This window comes from Rhodoferax potami, from assembly GCF_032193765.1.
GTDB lineage: Bacteria > Pseudomonadota > Gammaproteobacteria > Burkholderiales > Burkholderiaceae_C > Allorhodoferax > Allorhodoferax potami.
Genome location: NZ_JAVBIJ010000001.1, coordinates 2794327 through 2811068, shown reverse-complemented (window position 1 = coordinate 2811068; position 16742 = coordinate 2794327). Strand labels below are relative to the sequence as shown.

The window sequence follows — 16742 nt, the reverse complement described above, 5'->3', positions numbered from 1 at the left end:
GAGGTGGTGCATGCGTTCTTGGATGGTTACAGCGCTGGTCAGCAGCGCATTGCTGGTGGCCTGTGGCACCAATGTCGTCAACCCGGTCACGGGGCAAACAGAGCGCTCGGCGATGAGCGAAGAGGCCGAAGTCGCCGAGGGTGCCAAAGGCCACCAAGAGGTGTTGCAGGAATATGGCGTGGTGAACAACCCCGCGTTGCAGTCGTATGTCAATGCTCTGGGGCAGCGCCTGGCGGGGCAAAGCCATCGCAGCCAGTTGCAGTGGCGTTTTACGGTGCTGGACAGCCCGGAGATCAATGCCTTTGCACTGCCCGGCGGCTATGTCTATGTCACGCGCGGCATCATGGCGTACATGGACAGCGAGGCCGACCTTGCCGGTGTGATCGGCCATGAAATCGGTCACGTGACCGCACGCCATGGCGCCCAGCGGGCTACCAGCCAGCAAAACGCTGGGCTCGGTGTGTTGGCCGCCAGCGTGCTGGGTGCGGTGGCAGAGGCTTACGGCGTCGCCGGTGCAGGGCAACTGGCAGGGCAGGTCTCTCAAAACGTGGCGGCAGGCTATATCGCCTCGTACGGTCGTGAGCAAGAGTTGCAGGCGGATGGCTTGGGGGCGGAGTACCTGTTTCGCACCCGCTATGACCCGCGCAACATGATTGACGTGATCAAGGTCTTGAAAAACCAGGAGCTGTTTGCCGCAGACCAGGCCAAAGCTGAAGGGCGCCCCGTACCCGTCAAGGGCGATTGGTTGTCCTCCCACCCCAGCAACGACCAGCGCTTGGAAACGATCAGCCGCCTGGCCGCGCAGTACCAGACCCGTGAGCGTTATGACGATGATGGCCGCAACCGCTACCTGCAGGCCATCCAAAGCATGAACTTTGGTGACAGCCCCGACCAGGGGTTGGTGCGGGGTCAGAACTTCTACCATGAGCCTCTTGGTTTGGCTCTTACCGCACCGGCGGGCTGGTATGTGCAAAACGAGCCGGAGCAACTCGCCTTTATCAACACCGCCCGCGACGCTGCGCTGCTGGTGCGCGTAGTGCCCGCGGCGGCTGGCAAGGCGCCGGCCGATGTGGTCCGCAACCTGCTCAAGCCTACACAGGGCCGCTTGGAGCCCACCACCATCAACGGGCTTCAAGCCTCCCGTTTCACCGGTGCGCGGGCAGGTGCCAACGGCAGCAGCGTGCCGGTGGAGGCCACAGTGATTACCGGCCCCGGCGACCGGGTGTATCTGCTGCAATCCACGGCCAAGGATGCCAATGCCCTGGCCCGTGCGCGCGCAGGTTTGCGCGAGGCCGAGGGCAGCTTTCGCGCCCTGACCGCCCAAGACCGCGCCGCGGCCCGGCCATGGGTCATCAAGACGGCGCCGTACCCCAAGGGCGGGTTCGCTGAGTTGGCCAAAAACTCGCCGATTGCGCGGCCCGAGCAACAGTTGCGCCTTATCAACGGCTACTACGGCGGCGGTGAGCCTACGGTGGGTCAGCTGGTCAAGGTTGTGGTTCCCAAGTAAATTGCTATATTTTTAGGAGCGTATCGCGCATATTCTGCGAGCGCTAACGCCCATTTTGACCATGCCCCAACTCTCTATTTCCTCGCAGTTCGATGCCGGTGCCATTGAGGTGGTGCGTGCGGATGTGGCGCACGACATCCAACTGCGCATCCGCCCCGACACGGCTGCCGAGTTCGCCCAGTGGTTTTACTTTTGCCTGCAGGGTGCAGCGGGTCAGGCGGCGACTTTGCGGTTCATGAATGCCTCCGAATCCGCCTACCCCAGAGGCTGGGAGGGCTACCAGGTGCTGGCTAGCGAAGACCGTCAGCACTGGCGTCGCATAGACACCCACTACGACGGCACCGTGATGACTGCCCGCGTCACACCGCAGAGCAATGCCATTTACTTCGCGTATTTCGAGCCTTACTCTTACGAGCAGCATCTCGACTTGCTGGCTGCGGCGAGCGCTTCTCCGCTAGTCACCCTGCAGCGATTGGGCAGCACCGTGCAGGGGCGCGATATGAGCCTGCTGCGTATCGCAGACCCCCATACCCAACTTCAGGAGGTCGACAAAAAGAATGTGTGGCTCATTGCCCGCCAGCACCCCGGCGAGACGATGGCGGAGTGGTTCATCGAAGGCTTTCTGGAGCGCTTGCTGGATGCGGATGACTCGGTAAGCCGCACGTTATTGCAGCGCTGCAACTTCTATGTGGTGCCCCACATGAATCCGGATGGCGCGGTGCTGGGTAACCTGCGCACCAATGCCGCCGGCGCCAACCTGAACCGCGAGTGGGCGGCTCCCAGCATGGAGCGCTCACCCGAAGTCGCGCTGGTGCGCCAAGCCATGGAGTCGGCCGGCGTGGATCTGTGCCTGGACGTGCACGGTGACGAGGCGCTGCCTTGCAACTTCGTGGTCGGCTCTGAGGGCACACCGGGTTACACCCCGCGCATTGCGGAGCTGGAAGACGACTTCAAAACCGACTGGATGCGCGCCTGCCCCGACTTCCAGGACACCCTCAACTACGGCCGGGTGCCGGCCGGCCAGGCCAACTTGTCCCTGGCCACCAACTGGATTGCCCAGCGATTCGGTTGCATGGCCCTGACGATCGAGATGCCCTTCAAAGACAACGTCAACCTGCCCGACCCCGCCACCGGTTGGAGCGGCCAGCGCTCCAAGAAGCTGGGGGCCAGCGTGCTGCAGCCTTTGTTGCAGTGGTCAGTCTAGAGCCCGGTTAGTGCCCATGCGGTTCTGCCGGCGCACGGCGGCACCCATCAGCCCCAAGCCTGCCAGCAGCAGGGCATAGGTTTCGGGTTCAGGTACCGGAGCCAGTGCTTCTGTGTACACCACGTTGTCCATAGCGAAGCTGCTGCTGCAGCAAAGGGCGCCTTCAAAAACAATGCGGTTAAACGCCTGGCTTGACGTGAAGCCGATGAACTGCAAAGTGCCTATGGGGGCTGTCGGTGGCAGGTAGCTACCGAGGAGGCTGTACGAGCCGTAGCCTGCCAAGCCGGCTGCGTCAACCCGGATGCTGGAGTAGGGCCGACCGGTCGGGTTCATGCCTGCGAACCAGGCTCCAAAAGCAACGACCGGTCTGTCGAAAACCAAATCCGCCCACGTGTATGTGGTGTTCACAAACAGGTTACTGCTCCCATCCACGCTGTAACTGAGGTTGGGCGCATCCACAGAAATGCTGTTGTGCGCTGTGAAGGCCCCGAGGTCTAGGTTGTTGGCAGGTTGATCCACTGTGAGGGCGTTAAAAGTTTCCGCCTGAACGGGGCCGGTTGCATTCAAAAAGCTGGCCTGATCGGTGTAAACCGTCAAGGGTGAGCCGACTGCAGCCTGTGCCGTAGTGCTCAGCCACAGGAGGAGAGTGAGTGCAATCGTTCTTTGGAAGATGGACTGGATAGCTGACATTGGGGCTCCTTGTGTGTTGTCGAGTTTTGCGCGACAGTGGTTGATGACGGGAGACTAAAAGTTGCAATGGCGGGTCGCAATGCGCCTGCATGCGTAGACGGCGTCGGTTTCATACGCACAAGTGCGTATGAAACGAATGGATGAGCTTGCTGTTAGTCCGGTCGGACTATGCCGGTAGAAATTGCATGGAATTCAACGCTGGGCACGTTGTGCTTGTCTTGTCGATTGATAAGAATCTGCAACACATCCCCTTACTCGCAAGAGGCTGAGCTCCATGACCCGACAAGCGCAGGCAATGACTCTCCAGGCTTTCCAGGAGCAGGCCTTCGCTCGGCATTTGCTGGTTGATTTGCCGTTTCCGATTACAGGTGCACTTCTCTTGGTCGTGGTGTGTGTCGGGTTGCTGCTAGGCAAAGCAGCTGTTTGGCTGATCGCACTCTGGACGGTCTGGACTCTTGCAACGGTTGGTGTGCGCGTCTGGATTGAGGCGCGGATGCGCAGGCGGCTCCATGAGCATGGCGTGCACAAAAAGATCCTGCATCAATACGCGTGGCTGTCAGTGCCGACGGGGGCTGTATCCGGCGTGTTCGCCTGTTTGTACTTTGATGCGCAAGATCCCGTCACGATGATGGTTCTTGCGACGTATATGACGGTGATCGTTGTGGGAGCCGTGGTGCCGACCTCGGTGTACCTGCCGACTTTTTTCTTGTTTGTCCTTTCCACGCATCTGCCCTATTTGTTTTTGCTGATTCGCGCAGGTAGCGAAGAGCACTTCATGCTGGTCGGTTTGAACGTGCTGTTTCTGGTCGTCACCTCACAATATGCGTATGCAGCGAATCGAATGCATCGGGAGTCGATCCGGCTTCGCTTCGAAAATCAGCAGTTGATTGCGGACTTGGGCGAGCGCAAAGCTGCCGCAGAGAGCGCGTCCAAAACCAAGTCACTGTTCTTGGCCGGCGTGAGTCACGATCTCAAGCAGCCGATACGTGCGATCGGTTTGTACCTTGGCGTTTTGCGGCATACAGAGCCTCCAGATAAGGTCAGCGTTCTGGAGAGCGTGACTCCAAAAATGGAAAAAGCCCTCAGCGAACTTCACGGGCAGGTCAGTCGCTTGCTCGAGCTGTCGCGTCTGGAGTCTGGTGCGCTGCGACTGCATATAGAGCAGGTGTCTCTGGCGGGGCTATTTGCCGGGTTGCTTGCGCTGTTTGAACATCAGGCTGCTGCGAAAGGGATCCGTTTGCGCTTTGCAAATTTGGACAGTCTGCGTTGCAAGTCGGTGTGGGTGGATCGGCGGATGCTCGAATCGATTTTGCAAAATCTCATCAGCAATGCCATCAAGCACACGGGTGCGGGTGTGGTGTACGTAGGTGTGCGTCGCAGGACTCTGTACCGCGAAGGCGGGCAACTGTGTATTGAGGTTCGAGACAGTGGGTGTGGCATACCACTGGCGCAACAGGCGTACTTGTTTGATGCTTATCGCAGTTTTGACGACCGCAAGGCCAGCGATAGCCATGGCCTCGGCTTGGCAATCGCCAAGGCACAAGCCACTTACCTGGGGGCAGACATCACGTTGCGAAGCGCGCCCGGGCGGGGTTCCGTGTTTGCCCTGTGTGGAGTGAGTACCCGCAACCAAAATGTGCCGGTAGACTTTCCCTGATGCCGGCACATGGCGTCACAGCTCGCCGGAAGTGGTGGTTCCGCTCTGTGTGCGGATCGCATAGGCGGCCATCTCTGCGCTGTTGCGGATACCGAGCTTGTTGCGCAGATTCTCCCGGTGTTTGCGGACCGTGCCTTCGCTGATGTTGAGCTTCAGGCTTATCTCCTTGCTGGTCAGGCCGTTACCCACCAATTGCAGGATGGTTGTTTCGCTGCTGGTGAGCTTGTGTTCAGTATTTTGGGTTTCGGCGTCATCGACAAAGAGACTGGCGATATCAGCGCTGATGTAGCGTCTACCCTGTGCAACTCTTCGGATGGCAAGCAGCAGTTCGCTACCGCTCTCGTTCTTCGGCAAATACCCTGCCGCGCCCAGCGCAAGTGCCGCCCTTACCGAGCCAGAGTCCATGCGTGCAGTCACCACGAGGGTGCGGGTTGCAGACTTTGCGGCTTGGAGCGCTCGCATCACTCCCAAGCCATCAAGCCCCGGCATTCCAAGATCCAACAGGAGGATATCGGGCTGAAGGTTTGCTGCCAGTTCTACTGCCTCTTGGCCACTGGGGGCGACACCCATGCAGTGCATGTCGGGTTGGCTGGAGAGCAGCATCTGCAACGCGTCTGCGAGCATGGCGTGATCTTCAGCAATCAATATGCGGATGGGTGACATGGCAAAAGCGTTCCGGCGGTCAGGTGATCCGTTCCGTGGCCGTTCAAACTAGAAATCGCGCGGACCCAGTCTGAGCAGCCGTCACGCCAATTACTTGCCGTTCACACCCAACAGCTCCACCTCAAACACCAGCGTTGCGTTCGGGGGGATCACGCCACCCGCGCCGCGGGCACCGTACGCGATGTCCGGCGCACAGGTCAGCTTGGCTTTGCCGCCGGTTTTCATGCGCTGCACACCCTCGGTCCAGCACGGGATCACGCCATTGAGCGGGAAATCAATCGGCTGGCCGCGTTTGTATGAGCTGTCGAATTCACGACCATCCGGAAAAGTGCCTTTGTAATGCACGGTCACTTTGTCAGTGGCTTTGGGGCTGGCCCCGGTGCCTTCTTTGAGGCTGCGGTACACCAGCCCGCTGGCGGTGACGACGGCGCCATCTTCTTTGGCAGCGGCTGCCGTGATGGCGTTTTGGGCAAATGCGCCCTGGGCCAACAAGGCCAGAGCAACACAGGAAATACGGAGGCTGGTTTTCATAGAGGGTCGTAGAGTGAGGTTGAAAATCAAATGGGTGTCAGAACAGAATTGCCAAATTTTTACGCAAGGCGCCCATATCGCGCAACAATGGCTGCCATGAAGTTGTACCCCATTTTGTCTGCGCTTTCGCCGCACGATGTGGTCGAAGCCCCGCCCCGTGAAGGGCTTGCCTCTCAATTAGAGATGATTCATCGTCTGGTCAGCACGCGCGTCGCGGTGGTGGACCGGATTGCGGTCGTCGCTCACGATGTGCAGACCGGGCTCTTGAAAACCTTGGTCAGCAGTAGCCACGACGATGGCCGCCCGCTGCACCACGAGGTCGCACTGGCCGATGTGCCCACCCTCAGCGAGCTGGCCCGGCAGCGGGGCACCCGGGTGATCCACGACATTGCCAGAGACCTCCAGTCTTCTTCCCACAGCACCTGGCTCAAGCTCCACCATTACCAGTCCAGCGTGACCACGCCCATTTATCAGGGCAATGAATTGGCAGGCTTCCTGTTTTACGACGCCAAGCAGCTCCATGCATTCACCGACGCTGATGTGGAGAAGTTGGTCGAATTCACCGATCTGATTGCCCACCTGTTTTTGACGCAACGCCGTTTAGCCCGCGGCATTGTGAGCGCGATTCAGGTGGCGGTGGATATGGCTCGCTCCCGGGACTTCGAGACCGGTCAGCACCTGGAGCGCATTGCGTATTACTCGCGCATCATGGCGCATGCCCTGGCGCAGAGCCACGGTCTGAGTGACGAGTACATCGAGTACTTGGAGTTGTTTTCACCGCTACACGACATCGGCAAAGTGGGAATCCCGGATCACATCCTGCTCAAGCCCGGCAGGTTGGATGCGGAGGAATACGAGATCATGAAGCGCCATGTGCCCATGGGCGAAAGCATCATCCGTCGCATCAGCCAGGACTTGGGGCTGGTGGGCAGCCTGCAGGAGCAGGTCATGCGCAACATTGTGGCGACCCACCACGAACGCGGTGATGGGTCCGGTTATCCCCGCGGGCTCACGATGGACCAGATTCCCCTGGAGGGACGCATTGTGGCGGTGGCGGACGTGTACGACGCACTCAGCAACCGGCGTGCCTACAAGGACTCTTGGAATGACGACGCGGTGTGCACCGAGCTGCGTGCAGAGGCGGCTAAGGGCTTGCTGGACAAGACCTGTGTCGAGGCGCTGCTGGCCGCCACGGACGAAAGGGCGTCGATCAAGCTGCGTTTTGCGGATGCACGGGTCGCTGACGACTACGCGTAAAGGGGCTTTTGTGGGCGTGCCTGCTGTTGGCGAGCGGGTCTGAAAAAATGGCCCCATGAAAAATCTGCAGCATTGGTTTCGCGGCCTTCTTTTTGTGTTTCTTGCGTGGTCCGCGGCATTCGCTGCTGGTGCCGTAAATGCCAGTGGTGCTGGAGCAGAGTTGAAGCCCGGCAGCGTGGTGCTGATTCGCCATGCCTTGGCCCCCGGAGTGGGCGACCCTGCGCAATTCGTGTTGAATGACTGCAGCACCCAGCGCAACCTCAATGACGAGGGGCGGGCGCAAGCGGTGCGCATCGGCAAGTTTTTCCGGCAGCTCCCGGTGCCCGTTGAGGCGGTCTGGTCCTCCCAATGGTGCCGGACCCGTGAAACCGCCGACCTCGCTTTCCCGGGTCAGCGCGTGGACCAGGCTGCATTTAATTCATTTTTCGGTGAGCCGGATGCTGCCCCGGCCCAAACCCAAGCTGCCCGGGCATTGCTCAACGCATGGGCGGGCAAGGGGCTCTTAGTGGTGGTAACCCACCAAGTCAACATCACTGCCATTACCGGCGTGGTACCTGCATCCGGCGAGGCAGTAGTGCTCGGCCGGCGCAATGGCGTCTGGGCCGTGACGGGGCGCCTTACACCCTGATCAGATGCGCCGTGTGAGCCACACGCCAATCATCGAGCCAGCGCCAATCGCTTTGCACCACGCCCTGACACCCCAGCCCGGTACTGCGACCAGTTTGTTGCTTGCCTCCTCAAGGTGTTCCTGCTCGTCATTGCGGCAATCGCTCAGGAGCCTTTGCAGCGTAGCGGCTTCGGGTCGGCCTGCAATCCGGTCCAGTTGGTCTTGGTAGTGTCTATCGACAAAGGTCTCGATCGCCGCAACAGTGGCATACACCGCAGTCGGCCCTGCCAGCGCGGGCAGGGCGCCGGTCACCCAACCTGCGAGCCGCCAAAGGGGTAGCAGCCAGCTGCGGCGCAGGGGCGGCAACAAGGCGTTCATGACTTCCAGGTGTTCTTGTTCAGTCTGCAGGTGGCGCCGCGCGAGCTCTTGAATGTCGGGGTGGCGCGAGGCCCACAACATGCCGCGGTACACCGCAACGGCGCCGGTCTCGCCCGCGTGGTCCGAGCGCAGGTCGGCCACCATATCGGCGGGCAAGTGCGCCAGCTCCGCAGCCCGTACCCACTGTTGCAAATGGGGCCTGATGCGCAAAAAATGGACATAGGCCCACTCGAGCACCGGAGTCACCCCCGGTAACCGCCCTAATCGACCCAGCCAGCGCCAGCCGGGCATGGCCAGCCACAAAGACACAAAAGCGGCTGCGCCACTGAGCATGCGCCCGTCCGCCTGCCGCACATGGAAGCGTGCCAGCAAACGCGCTTGCTCTGCAGGCTCCAGCCCACTGTGCACTTCGCTCACATCCAGCCACTGCACCGGTTGCAAAGACGCTAAGGACTGGTAGAGCCCGATCTCACGCCTGCACAGAGGGCAGGAGCCATCGAACATGACCGTGAGCCCGTCGCACAAGCGTTCAGCGGGTGAGGAGGCTGTGTGCTCAGGGGGCGTTGACGGCGTCGGGGAAGAGGGGCGGATCGCTGCGGGCATGGGCTGCTCAAGAGCGCCAGAACATGCTGGCAGCCCCGGTTGTAGCGCAATGCCGCAGGCCATGTTTGCGACGCGGGTTTAGGGCACCCGCCATGTCCAGTCGGTTTGGGTCAGGCTGGCGCGGCGGTGGCCGCTTCGCGCGAGTTCGAGCCAGTCGATCTCAAGCACCTGAAGCTTGATGAGTGTGAGGTGGTGGACTCCGCCGGGGCTCCCGGCGCAAGCCTCGGCTGCAGCTTCCAGCGCTGCGCCCGGCGCCTGAGCCGACAGGTAATCCCCCGCGGCTGCGGAGGTGCTGATACGTGCCCACACCGCATCCACCTCCGGGCCGCTACGCAGCACGGTGGCTTGTGCCCGCACACGGAGCTGCCAGCTCAGCCGCTTGCTCCAGAACACCAGGCTCACTTGAGGGACGGCCTCCAGCTCGGCGACTTTGGGGCTGCGGCTGTCGGTGTAGATGTGCAACACAGCTTGCCCCGCATCGGCGTGGCGCAACACGACAGTGCGTGCTTGCGGCGCACCATCCACCCCCAGGGTGGCCAGCACAGGCGTGCGCCATTCGTGGTGCCGGTCAAGTACCGCGCGCTGCAACTCCTGCCAAATGCGGTGGCGGATCTCCGATTCGCTCAAAAGAGGTGTGTCCACAGAGTTGGGCTGCCGGTGGCAGTGCTGGAAATGAGGGGCCCATGATATCGGCGCGCCTCTGGGGCTGCAGTCGGAGGGGCAAGTCCAGAAAAACAGCATTTTTCAGTTCCGCCACCCTCGGCGCATGGAACAATATTTGCTCAGTCGTTGATATCAACACGAGAGGTCGAGGCCATTCCCGCAGAGGAAAGCCCATCCGTTTTCAGGGAGCGGTTTTGTACACGACGGTTCACCTGCGGCTCGACGCCGCGACTTTGGTTTTCGCCATCAGTCTGCTGGCGTTCAGTCTCGCCATCCTCTGTGCGCTGCTCGCGCGGTGCGGTGGCTCCAAGCGTTTGGGCTTGCATGAGTGGTCTGCAAGTCTGGCTCTGGCTTCGCTTGCTTTTTTCCTGTTCTTTTTTCGGGGGACTGGCCCCTGGGTTTTGACCTACCTGCTTGCCAACCTGACGATGTTGGCCGTGGTGCCACTCACCATGCTGGCCTACGCCAAGCTCTTGAAGGTCGCGGCGCCCCTGAGCAGCATGGTTTTGAGCAGTGCGGTCGGCTTGTCGGGTGTTTTGGCGGTGTTTTTCCTGGAAACCGCACCCGAGTTCGGGGTTTTCTCCATGTCGATGGCGATGGGTTTTCAGCTGGTGTTGGCGGCGTGGATGGTGAGGGGCGCACCCGGGCGCTTTGGGGCGCATTGGCGAAGGGTGTTGAATCTGATGCACGGCCTGGGTGCACTGGTGTTCTTTGTCAGGGCCGGCATGGCACTGAACGGGAATGCTGTACAGGTGTCGACAGTTGCGAACTCTTCTATGCAGATCGTGGCGCTGTGCGTGGCGGCTTTGTACTTCACCGTGGTGACGGTGGTGTTTGTCGTGATGGTGAGTGAGCGCCTGCACTTTGAGATGCGCGACCGCTTGCGCCGTGATGGCCTGACGGGTCTCTACACCCGCACCGCTTTCTTTGAGGTGGTCTCCACCAAGGCGGCCCGCTTGCAAGCGCAGGGCTATGCACTGGTGTTGGTGGATATGGACAACTTCAAGCGCATCAACGACAACTTCGGCCATGCCGGTGGAGACGCGGTCCTGGCGCATGCCGCCCGCATGCTGTCGCAGTGGACCCGGCTGTCAGACATCGCGGTGCGCTACGGCGGGGAGGAGTTCTGTGTGCTGCTACATGCCTGCTCTGCCGAAAAGGCAGGCCGCTTTGCCCAGCGCTTGGTGGACGAGGCGGGCAGGCAATCTGTGCGCATGAAAGATGGGCGCAATGTGCGCTTTACGTTCTCAGTGGGCTATGCGTGTGCCCCGGCAGGACAAGCCATCCAAGGTATCGAGTCGCTGGAGGCGGTGATCGACCAGGCTGATCAGGCGCTGTATGCCGCCAAGGCAGCGGGGCGCAACCAAGCTTGCCCGGCAGCTATTGTCGGCCTGTCAGCGTGTTGAGCTATTCAATTGGCTGGCCAGCCGTTGGCGGTAGGGCTTGATCAGATAGGGCGGCAACCATCTCTCATAGGAGGCAGTCAGTGCGGAATCCTCCTGAAATGACGTTGCCAGTTTGTTGAGTTCGGCAAATGTCTGGTCGGTCTGCGGGCCCTTGGTGCAGCTGAAGCGCCCGGCCAGCAAGGCACTGTTTTCTGCAATCGGATAGAAATGCAGTTTGGTGATTGCGCTGTCGTGGTAGACGGCCTCTCCGGGGTATGCGAGCGTGTAGTCAAACCGCTTCTTTTGCAGCATGGTGATCAGCGATCTGGTCGAGCTTTCCTGACTCACCTGAACGACCTGGCGTGCGTTGGATTGCACCAGGGGCCTGAGCATGTCATCAAGCTTGGTGCCGTAGGTCCTGCTACCCGCGACCCCCGCACGCAGGTCGTTTTGCTCCAAGAGATCTCGCAAGCGGACTTCGCCCCCTTTGTTGAGAAAGCGCTTGAACTGGTTCTGGTCTTCGGCCCTGGTGACCAACCCGACCGGGTACACATAGCCATAGGGTGCGGTAAAGCGTAAATAGGACTCGCGCTCTGGCGTCTGGGCTGCCATGGCCGAGCAGTAGGCGCCGCCGTTTTTGGCAACAAACAGGACCCGTGGCCACGGCAGTACTTCTTCTTGGATGCGATGCTGCGGCAGTGCTTGTTGCACCTGTTTCAGCAGCAGGTTCATGTAGCCGATGTCCTTGGCGTCCTTGTCGAACGTCGCCAAAGGCGGGAAGTCGGCACTCAGCCAGGTAATGTCTTCGGCACAAGCCGACGCCCATGGCATCAACGCACTGATGCAGCACGCGAGGGCTGCAGATGTCTTGTTCATGGATGCTCTGTCTTTTTGGGGATTTCAACGACTGGCTTCAGCATAACCCCAAGTTCTTCCCGCCGCGGCTAGGGTCATCACCGAGCGCTGACCGACTTGCGACGCCCCGTCAAGCAAAAAGCCTTGCCCGTCTTTCGACGGCAAGGCTTTTGTGGGTGCAATTTGCTATAAAAATAATAGCTACTTGCGCATGTTTTATAAGGGCTGGAGGCGTGTTTGACCTCTAATGCCCTTTGCTGTTACACCAGCAGCGCATTCACCCGTTTGACGTACTCGGCGGGGTCTGCCGGCAGGCCACCTTCCGCCAGCAAGGCTTGGTCGAACAGGATGTGGGCCAGGTCGTGGAAGTGCACCGAGCCGTCCAGCTTTTTCACGAGCGGGTGGTCGGCGTTCACTTCCAGCACAGGCTTCACTTCGGGGGCGCTCTGGCCGGCTTGCTTGAGCATGCGCGCCAGCTGGGTGCTCATGCCGTGGTCTTGCACCACGAGGCAGGCAGGGCTGTCCACCAGGCGGCTGGTCACACGCACGTCGTCAGCCTTGTCCTTGAGTGCTTCTTTCAGCTTGGCGAGCACGGGCTTGAAGGTTTCGGCGGCTTCTTCAGCGGCTTTCTTTTCAGACTCGTCTTGCAGCTTGCCCAGGTCCACTGCGCCCTTGGCCACGCTTTGCATCGGCGTGCCGTCAAAGTCGTGCAGGTAGTTCAGGGCCCACTCGTCCACGCGGTCGGTCATCAAGAGCACTTCAATGCCCTTTTTCTTGAATACTTCAAGCTGCGGGCTGTTCTTGGCGGCGGCCAGTGTGTCGGCGGTGATGTAGTAGATGGCCTCTTGGCCTTCCTTCATGCGCGCCTTGTAGTCGGCCAGTGCCACGGTGGCCGTGTCGCTGGTGGTGGATGCAAAGCGCAGCAGCTTGGCCAGGCGTTCTTTGTTGCCGAAGTCTTCGCCCAGGCCTTCTTTGAGCACCGCGCCGAATTCGGCGTAGAACTTGGTGTACTTGCCCAGGTTGGCCTCTTGTTCGGCCTTTTCTTCAGCGCTAAGGACGTCGGTTACGCCGTCGGCGGCTTCCGGCAGCTTGTCGTTCTTGGCCAAGGTTTCCAGCATGGAGAGCACACGTTTGGTGTTGCCATCGCGGATGGCTTTCACGTCGCGGCTTTCCTGCAGCAGCTCGCGGCTCACGTTCAGGGGCAGGTCAGCGGAATCCACCACGCCCTTCACAAAACGCAGGTAGCTGGGCAGCAGAGCCTCAGCGTCGTCCATGATGAACACGCGCTTCACATACAGCTTCAAGCCGGCCTTGTGGTCGCGGTTGTACAGGTCCATGGGCGCTTTGCCGGGGATGTACAGCAGCTGGGTGTATTCGGTGCTGCCTTCCACCCGGTTGTGGGTGTGGGCCAGCGGCGCTTCAAAGTCGTGGCTGATTTGCTTGTAGAAGTCGTCGTACTGCTCTTGTGTCACGTCTTTCTTGGCGCGCGCCCAGATGGCGTTGGCCTTGTTGACGGTTTCCCACTCGCCGGTCTTGACCATGCCACCGGGCTGGCGGCCGCCGGCCTCATCCGACGGGTTGATCAGCTCGCCGTCTTTCCACTCTTCTTTTTCCATCAGGATGGGCAGGCTGATGTGGTCAGAGTACTTGTTGATGATGCCCTTGACCTTCCAGGCCTGGGCATAGTCCATCGCGTCTTCGCGCAGATGCAGGATGACGCTGGTGCCGCGGGCTTCGCGCGAGATGGCTTCCACCTCAAACGCGCCGCCACCGCTGGCGCCGCCGTCGCTCACCCAGCGCACGGCTTCATCGGCCTTCAGGCCGGCACGGCGCGATTCGACGGTGATCTTGTCGGCCACGATAAAGCCGGAGTAAAAGCCCACGCCGAACTGGCCGATCAGGTTGCTGTCGGCCTTCTGGTCGCCGCTGAGCTTGCTCACAAAGTCTTTGGTGCCGCTCTTGGCAATCGTGCCCAGGTTGTCGATGGCTTCTTGCATCGACAAGCCAATGCCGTTGTCGGTGATGGTGAGTGTCTTGGCGTCTTGGTCGAACGTGACTTTGACCTTCAGCTCGGGGTCGTTTTCGTACAGGCCGCCGTCGTTGATCGCTTCAAAACGCAGCTTGTCGCACGCGTCCGAGGCGTTGGAGATCAACTCACGGAGAAAAATCTCTTTGTTGGAGTACAGGGAGTGCGTCACCAGGTGCAGCAGCTGGGCTACTTCGGCCTGGAAATTCATGGTTTGCTTGGTCATAGTTCCGTCTCTGAGTCTCAAAAAAGCGATGTGCGCCGCCAGACATTCCGCTTGCGACGCGGGCAACCCTCAATTATGGGCGAGGGCGCTGCTTTCAAGAGGGGGCCAACCACCCCACCAACAGGTCGCGCACCACAGGGCTGCTGAGCAACTTCATGTGATTGAGCCGGTACACCACGGCTTGCTGGTTTTTAGCGAAGCGCAGGGTGCGGGCGGCATCGTCGTGCCGGCCCAGGGCGCTGTGCAGGGGTACCAACCCGTCGCCCACCAAGCGCTCCGCAAGCAGGCTGCGTGGTTTGGCTACGGTGGCGGCCACGGTGTAGCAGGCCACGCCCTCGGGCAGGGGCAGGTGGGTGCGCCGGTCGGGTTGCCGGCGGAAGCGGTCGTGGCCTTGCCAGTCGGACGCTTGCACCAAGCCGTAGCGCAGATCAGTGATGCCGGCACTGCGCAGCTGCCCCAGCTTGGCCAGCGGGCGTGAATACGGCGTGCTGCCCAGCACCACATCGACCCAATTGCCCGCGCGCTCCAGCGGCGCACCGTGGTGGGGTGTGCCCAAGAACACCAAGGCCTTTAGTAAAGGGCGCCATGCGGCCACTGTGGTGGCGGTTTGCGCTTGGGCGCAGGCACTGCGCGCGACCAGCCCGCCCATGCTGTGCACCAGCACGGTGATGCTTTCTACCGCCACAGGCCAGTGGGCTACCAGCTCACTTAGCTTGTCTGACAGCGCTGCGCCATTGACCGAGGTGTGCAGGCCGGTGTTGTAGCGCACAAACACAGGGGTGTAGCCATGGGCCGCAGCCAGTGCGGCGGCGTGGCTGGTGGGGGTACCATCTGCCCCCGCATGTTCCCACTGCAGGTCGTTCATGCACAGGCCATGCAGCACGATCAGCAGCTTGCCGTTGACCGCTGTCGGGGCCGGCATCTGGCCGGGCTCCAGCACAACACCGTTAAAACGTAAGCTCATCGGCGTGGCCAGCGGGTTGCCAGTGGCGGCCAAGTAGTCGCCCAGCACGCCATTGAGCGCAGCCACGACGGCGGCACGTTGGGGAGACTCCGGGGGCTGTGCGCCAGTGGTTTCCAGCAAAGGGGTGAGGGCGCGCAATGCCGTGTCTGCCGACTTGCCCACCAGGGTGGTGATGCCGCGCACTGCGCTGTAGACCCAGCCGGTCAAGCCCGTAGCTTGCGGGTGGCTGCCTGTTTGGGTGCTGCTGGTGTCGCCCCGTGCGCCCAAGGTGCCAAGCACTGACTGGTGCACGCCTTCTGCCATGCGGGCAAGCCCTAAGGTGCCCTGGGTGGCCAGCTGGGCTGCGCCCCGCAGGTCTGTAGCGATGGATTTTGCTGAGACCTTGGTGCGGGGCGGTGTGGGCATATGCGTCTTGTGTTTAAAACTTTTCGTGCGGCTGCAGGTAGCGCCACTGGCCCACCGGCAGATTGCCCAGCATCACCTTGCCGACGCGCACGCGCTTGAGGCCCACCACCTTCAGGCCCACCAGCTCGCACATGCGGCGGATCTGGCGTTTCTTGCCTTCGGTCAGCACAAAGCGAAGCTGCTCCGGGTTTTGCCATTCCACCTTGGCGGGCTTGAGGCGCTGGTCGTCCAGGCTCAGGCCGTGGCGCAGCAGTTGCAGCTTCTCGGGCGGGAATACGCTCTGCACATCGCTGGTGATCGGGTCGTCATCGTCCAGGCGGATCAGTTGCTGGGGCTGGCCACGGCCGGGCAAGCCGGGGTAGGTGGCGGCGGGCGAATTCGCGGCGCTGGGGTTGGCAACCCCGGTGTAGGCCACGCGCACCAAATATTCCTTCTCCATGACCGAGTCTTCGCCGATCAGCTGGCGGGCCACGCGGCCATCTTGGGTGAGCACCAGCAAGCCTGTGGAGTCAATGTCCAGCCGGCCGGCGGGCACAAGGCTTTTGAGCTGGCTGCCGTGGAAGAAGAAGCGCGCGTTGTCATCGCGCCAGCGGTTTTGGGGCTGGATGAGCTTGATGGCGGGCTCGTGCCCGTCCTCGGCCTGCCCGCTCACTATGCCCAGCGGCTTGTTGAGCAGGATGGTGACCTGGTTGGCCTGCTGGCCTTGGGCCTGCTTGTCGATCTCGATGCGCACATCGGGCAGCACCTGCATTCCCATCTCGGCCACCTTGCCGTTGACCTTGACCCAGCCCTTGCCGATCCACTCGTCCGCTTCGCGGCGGGACGCCATGCCGAGGTCGGCCATGCGCTTGTTCAGCCGCACGGTGCCGCCGGCGCCATGGGCTGCGGTGTTGCTCTGGCCCTGGGGAATGGCTCGGTTGCCTGAAGGGCGGTTGGCCGCAGGAGGTGGGGCACGTCGTGCGCCCGTGGTGGGGGCGACCTCATGGGCAGCCGGTGGAGGCGCGCGGCGCAAAACAGGGCGGGGCGAAGTGGGTTCGGTCATGGTGCGGATGCTATGTTTTTAGGAGCTGCTTGCGCACATTCCATGAGCGCTAGAGGCAGATTTTGCTACTAATCGGCAG

At 61.3% G+C, this 16742-nt stretch carries 16 protein-coding genes; 6 read left to right on the top strand and 10 right to left on the bottom strand.

Annotated features, from left to right (window positions below; genetic code table 11):
• Positions 1–10: 10 nt before the first annotated feature.
• Both RAE21_RS13495 and RAE21_RS13490 read left to right on the top strand, forming a co-directional pair.
• Entirely contained in the window at positions 11–1507 is a 1497-nt protein-coding gene (locus tag RAE21_RS13495) for a M48 family metalloprotease (protein WP_313881803.1), read from the top strand.
• Positions 1508–1568: 61 nt separating this feature from the next.
• On the top strand, positions 1569–2711 hold the full coding sequence (locus RAE21_RS13490) for a M14 family metallopeptidase (RefSeq protein ID WP_313881802.1): 1143 nt from the start codon (positions 1569–1571) through the stop codon (positions 2709–2711).
• On the opposite strand, the gene RAE21_RS13485 is transcribed toward RAE21_RS13490, so the two are convergent.
• Positions 2703–3401: a PEP-CTERM sorting domain-containing protein gene (locus RAE21_RS13485; RefSeq protein ID WP_313881801.1), complete on the bottom strand. Its 699-nt coding sequence runs from the start codon at positions 3399–3401 to the stop codon at positions 2703–2705. The genes RAE21_RS13490 and RAE21_RS13485 overlap by 9 nt on opposite strands.
• 274 nt (positions 3402–3675) lie before the next feature.
• Here RAE21_RS13485 and RAE21_RS13480 point away from each other — a divergent pair, with 274 nt between their 5' ends.
• The gene (locus RAE21_RS13480) at positions 3676–5058 is read left to right on the top strand and encodes a sensor histidine kinase (RefSeq protein WP_313881800.1); all 1383 of its coding nucleotides are present in this window, start codon (positions 3676–3678) and stop codon (positions 5056–5058) included.
• Between the two features lie 15 nt (positions 5059–5073).
• Here RAE21_RS13480 and RAE21_RS13475 read toward each other — a convergent pair whose 3' ends face one another.
• The gene (locus RAE21_RS13475) at positions 5074–5721 is read right to left on the bottom strand and encodes a response regulator (RefSeq protein WP_313881799.1); all 648 of its coding nucleotides are present in this window, start codon (positions 5719–5721) and stop codon (positions 5074–5076) included.
• 90 nt (positions 5722–5811) lie between these two features.
• Entirely contained in the window at positions 5812–6252 is a 441-nt protein-coding gene (locus RAE21_RS13470) for an FKBP-type peptidyl-prolyl cis-trans isomerase (RefSeq protein WP_313881798.1), read from the bottom strand.
• A gap of 96 nt (positions 6253–6348) precedes the next feature.
• Between RAE21_RS13470 and RAE21_RS13465 the strand changes: the two genes are divergently transcribed.
• A complete protein-coding gene (locus RAE21_RS13465; protein WP_313881797.1) occupies positions 6349–7509 on the top strand; it encodes an HD-GYP domain-containing protein in 1161 nt (386 codons plus the stop codon).
• Between the two features lie 55 nt (positions 7510–7564).
• Entirely contained in the window at positions 7565–8137 is a 573-nt protein-coding gene (locus tag RAE21_RS13460; RefSeq protein WP_313881795.1) for a histidine phosphatase family protein, read from the top strand.
• On the opposite strand, the gene RAE21_RS13455 is transcribed toward RAE21_RS13460, so the two are convergent.
• The 3 genes from RAE21_RS13455 to RAE21_RS13445 form a co-directional block, all read right to left on the bottom strand.
• Positions 8138–9097, bottom strand: coding sequence for a demethoxyubiquinone hydroxylase family protein (locus RAE21_RS13455; protein ID WP_313881794.1), 960 nt, complete (start codon positions 9095–9097; stop codon positions 8138–8140). It lies immediately after the preceding gene.
• A gap of 78 nt (positions 9098–9175) precedes the next feature.
• Positions 9176–9739, bottom strand: a complete 564-nt coding sequence (locus RAE21_RS13450) for a pyridoxamine 5'-phosphate oxidase family protein (RefSeq protein ID WP_313881793.1) — start codon at positions 9737–9739, stop codon at positions 9176–9178.
• Positions 9740–9879: 140 nt separating this feature from the next.
• A complete protein-coding gene (locus RAE21_RS13445; RefSeq protein WP_313881792.1) occupies positions 9880–10086 on the bottom strand; it encodes a hypothetical protein in 207 nt (68 codons plus the stop codon).
• A 75-nt stretch (positions 10087–10161) separates the two neighbouring features.
• Here RAE21_RS13445 and RAE21_RS13440 point away from each other — a divergent pair, with 75 nt between their 5' ends.
• Positions 10162–11166, top strand: a complete 1005-nt coding sequence (locus RAE21_RS13440; RefSeq protein WP_313881791.1) for a GGDEF domain-containing protein — start codon at positions 10162–10164, stop codon at positions 11164–11166.
• Here the strand turns inward: RAE21_RS13440 and RAE21_RS13435 are convergent.
• The 4 genes from RAE21_RS13435 to RAE21_RS13420 all read right to left on the bottom strand — a co-directional run bounded on the left by RAE21_RS13435 (position 11155) and on the right by RAE21_RS13420 (position 16663).
• On the bottom strand, positions 11155–12021 hold the full coding sequence (locus tag RAE21_RS13435; protein ID WP_313881790.1) for a TIGR02285 family protein: 867 nt from the start codon (positions 12019–12021) through the stop codon (positions 11155–11157). The two genes, RAE21_RS13440 and RAE21_RS13435, sit on opposite strands and share 12 nt — an antisense overlap.
• Before the next feature lie 239 nt (positions 12022–12260).
• Positions 12261–14252 (bottom strand): molecular chaperone HtpG, encoded by a 1992-nt coding sequence (htpG, locus tag RAE21_RS13430; protein WP_313881789.1) that lies wholly within the window; start codon positions 14250–14252, stop codon positions 12261–12263.
• Positions 14253–14346: 94 nt separating this feature from the next.
• Positions 14347–15621 (bottom strand): esterase/lipase family protein, encoded by a 1275-nt coding sequence (locus RAE21_RS13425; RefSeq protein WP_313881788.1) that lies wholly within the window; start codon positions 15619–15621, stop codon positions 14347–14349.
• A 13-nt stretch (positions 15622–15634) separates the two neighbouring features.
• Positions 15635–16663 carry a pseudouridine synthase gene (locus tag RAE21_RS13420; protein WP_313881787.1) on the bottom strand — a complete coding sequence of 343 codons (1029 nt, stop codon included), beginning with the start codon at positions 16661–16663 and terminating at the stop codon, positions 15635–15637.
• Positions 16664–16742: the final 79 nt, after the last annotated feature.

Excerpts from the sequence above, each read along its gene's own strand:
- RAE21_RS13445 (WP_313881792.1), bottom strand. The coding sequence starts at position 10,086 with ATGCAAGCCCAAACGCTTGGAGCCACCGCACCGCGCGAGCAGCGCACA.
- RAE21_RS13425 (WP_313881788.1), bottom strand. The coding sequence starts at position 15,621 with ATGCCCACACCGCCCCGCACCAAGGTCTCAGCAAAATCCATCGCTACA.
- RAE21_RS13455 (WP_313881794.1), bottom strand. The coding sequence starts at position 9,097 with ATGCCCGCAGCGATCCGCCCCTCTTCCCCGACGCCGTCAACGCCCCCT.
- RAE21_RS13435 (WP_313881790.1), bottom strand. The coding sequence starts at position 12,021 with ATGAACAAGACATCTGCAGCCCTCGCGTGCTGCATCAGTGCGTTGATG.
- RAE21_RS13465 (WP_313881797.1), top strand. The coding sequence starts at position 6,349 with ATGAAGTTGTACCCCATTTTGTCTGCGCTTTCGCCGCACGATGTGGTC.
- RAE21_RS13460 (WP_313881795.1), top strand. The coding sequence starts at position 7,565 with ATGAAAAATCTGCAGCATTGGTTTCGCGGCCTTCTTTTTGTGTTTCTT.
- RAE21_RS13475 (WP_313881799.1), bottom strand. The coding sequence starts at position 5,721 with ATGTCACCCATCCGCATATTGATTGCTGAAGATCACGCCATGCTCGCA.
- htpG (WP_313881789.1), bottom strand. The coding sequence starts at position 14,252 with ATGACCAAGCAAACCATGAATTTCCAGGCCGAAGTAGCCCAGCTGCTG.
- RAE21_RS13485 (WP_313881801.1), bottom strand. The coding sequence starts at position 3,401 with ATGTCAGCTATCCAGTCCATCTTCCAAAGAACGATTGCACTCACTCTC.
- RAE21_RS13480 (WP_313881800.1), top strand. The coding sequence starts at position 3,676 with ATGACCCGACAAGCGCAGGCAATGACTCTCCAGGCTTTCCAGGAGCAG.
- RAE21_RS13420 (WP_313881787.1), bottom strand. The coding sequence starts at position 16,663 with ATGACCGAACCCACTTCGCCCCGCCCTGTTTTGCGCCGCGCGCCTCCA.
- RAE21_RS13470 (WP_313881798.1), bottom strand. The coding sequence starts at position 6,252 with ATGAAAACCAGCCTCCGTATTTCCTGTGTTGCTCTGGCCTTGTTGGCC.
- RAE21_RS13495 (WP_313881803.1), top strand. The coding sequence starts at position 11 with ATGCGTTCTTGGATGGTTACAGCGCTGGTCAGCAGCGCATTGCTGGTG.
- RAE21_RS13490 (WP_313881802.1), top strand. The coding sequence starts at position 1,569 with ATGCCCCAACTCTCTATTTCCTCGCAGTTCGATGCCGGTGCCATTGAG.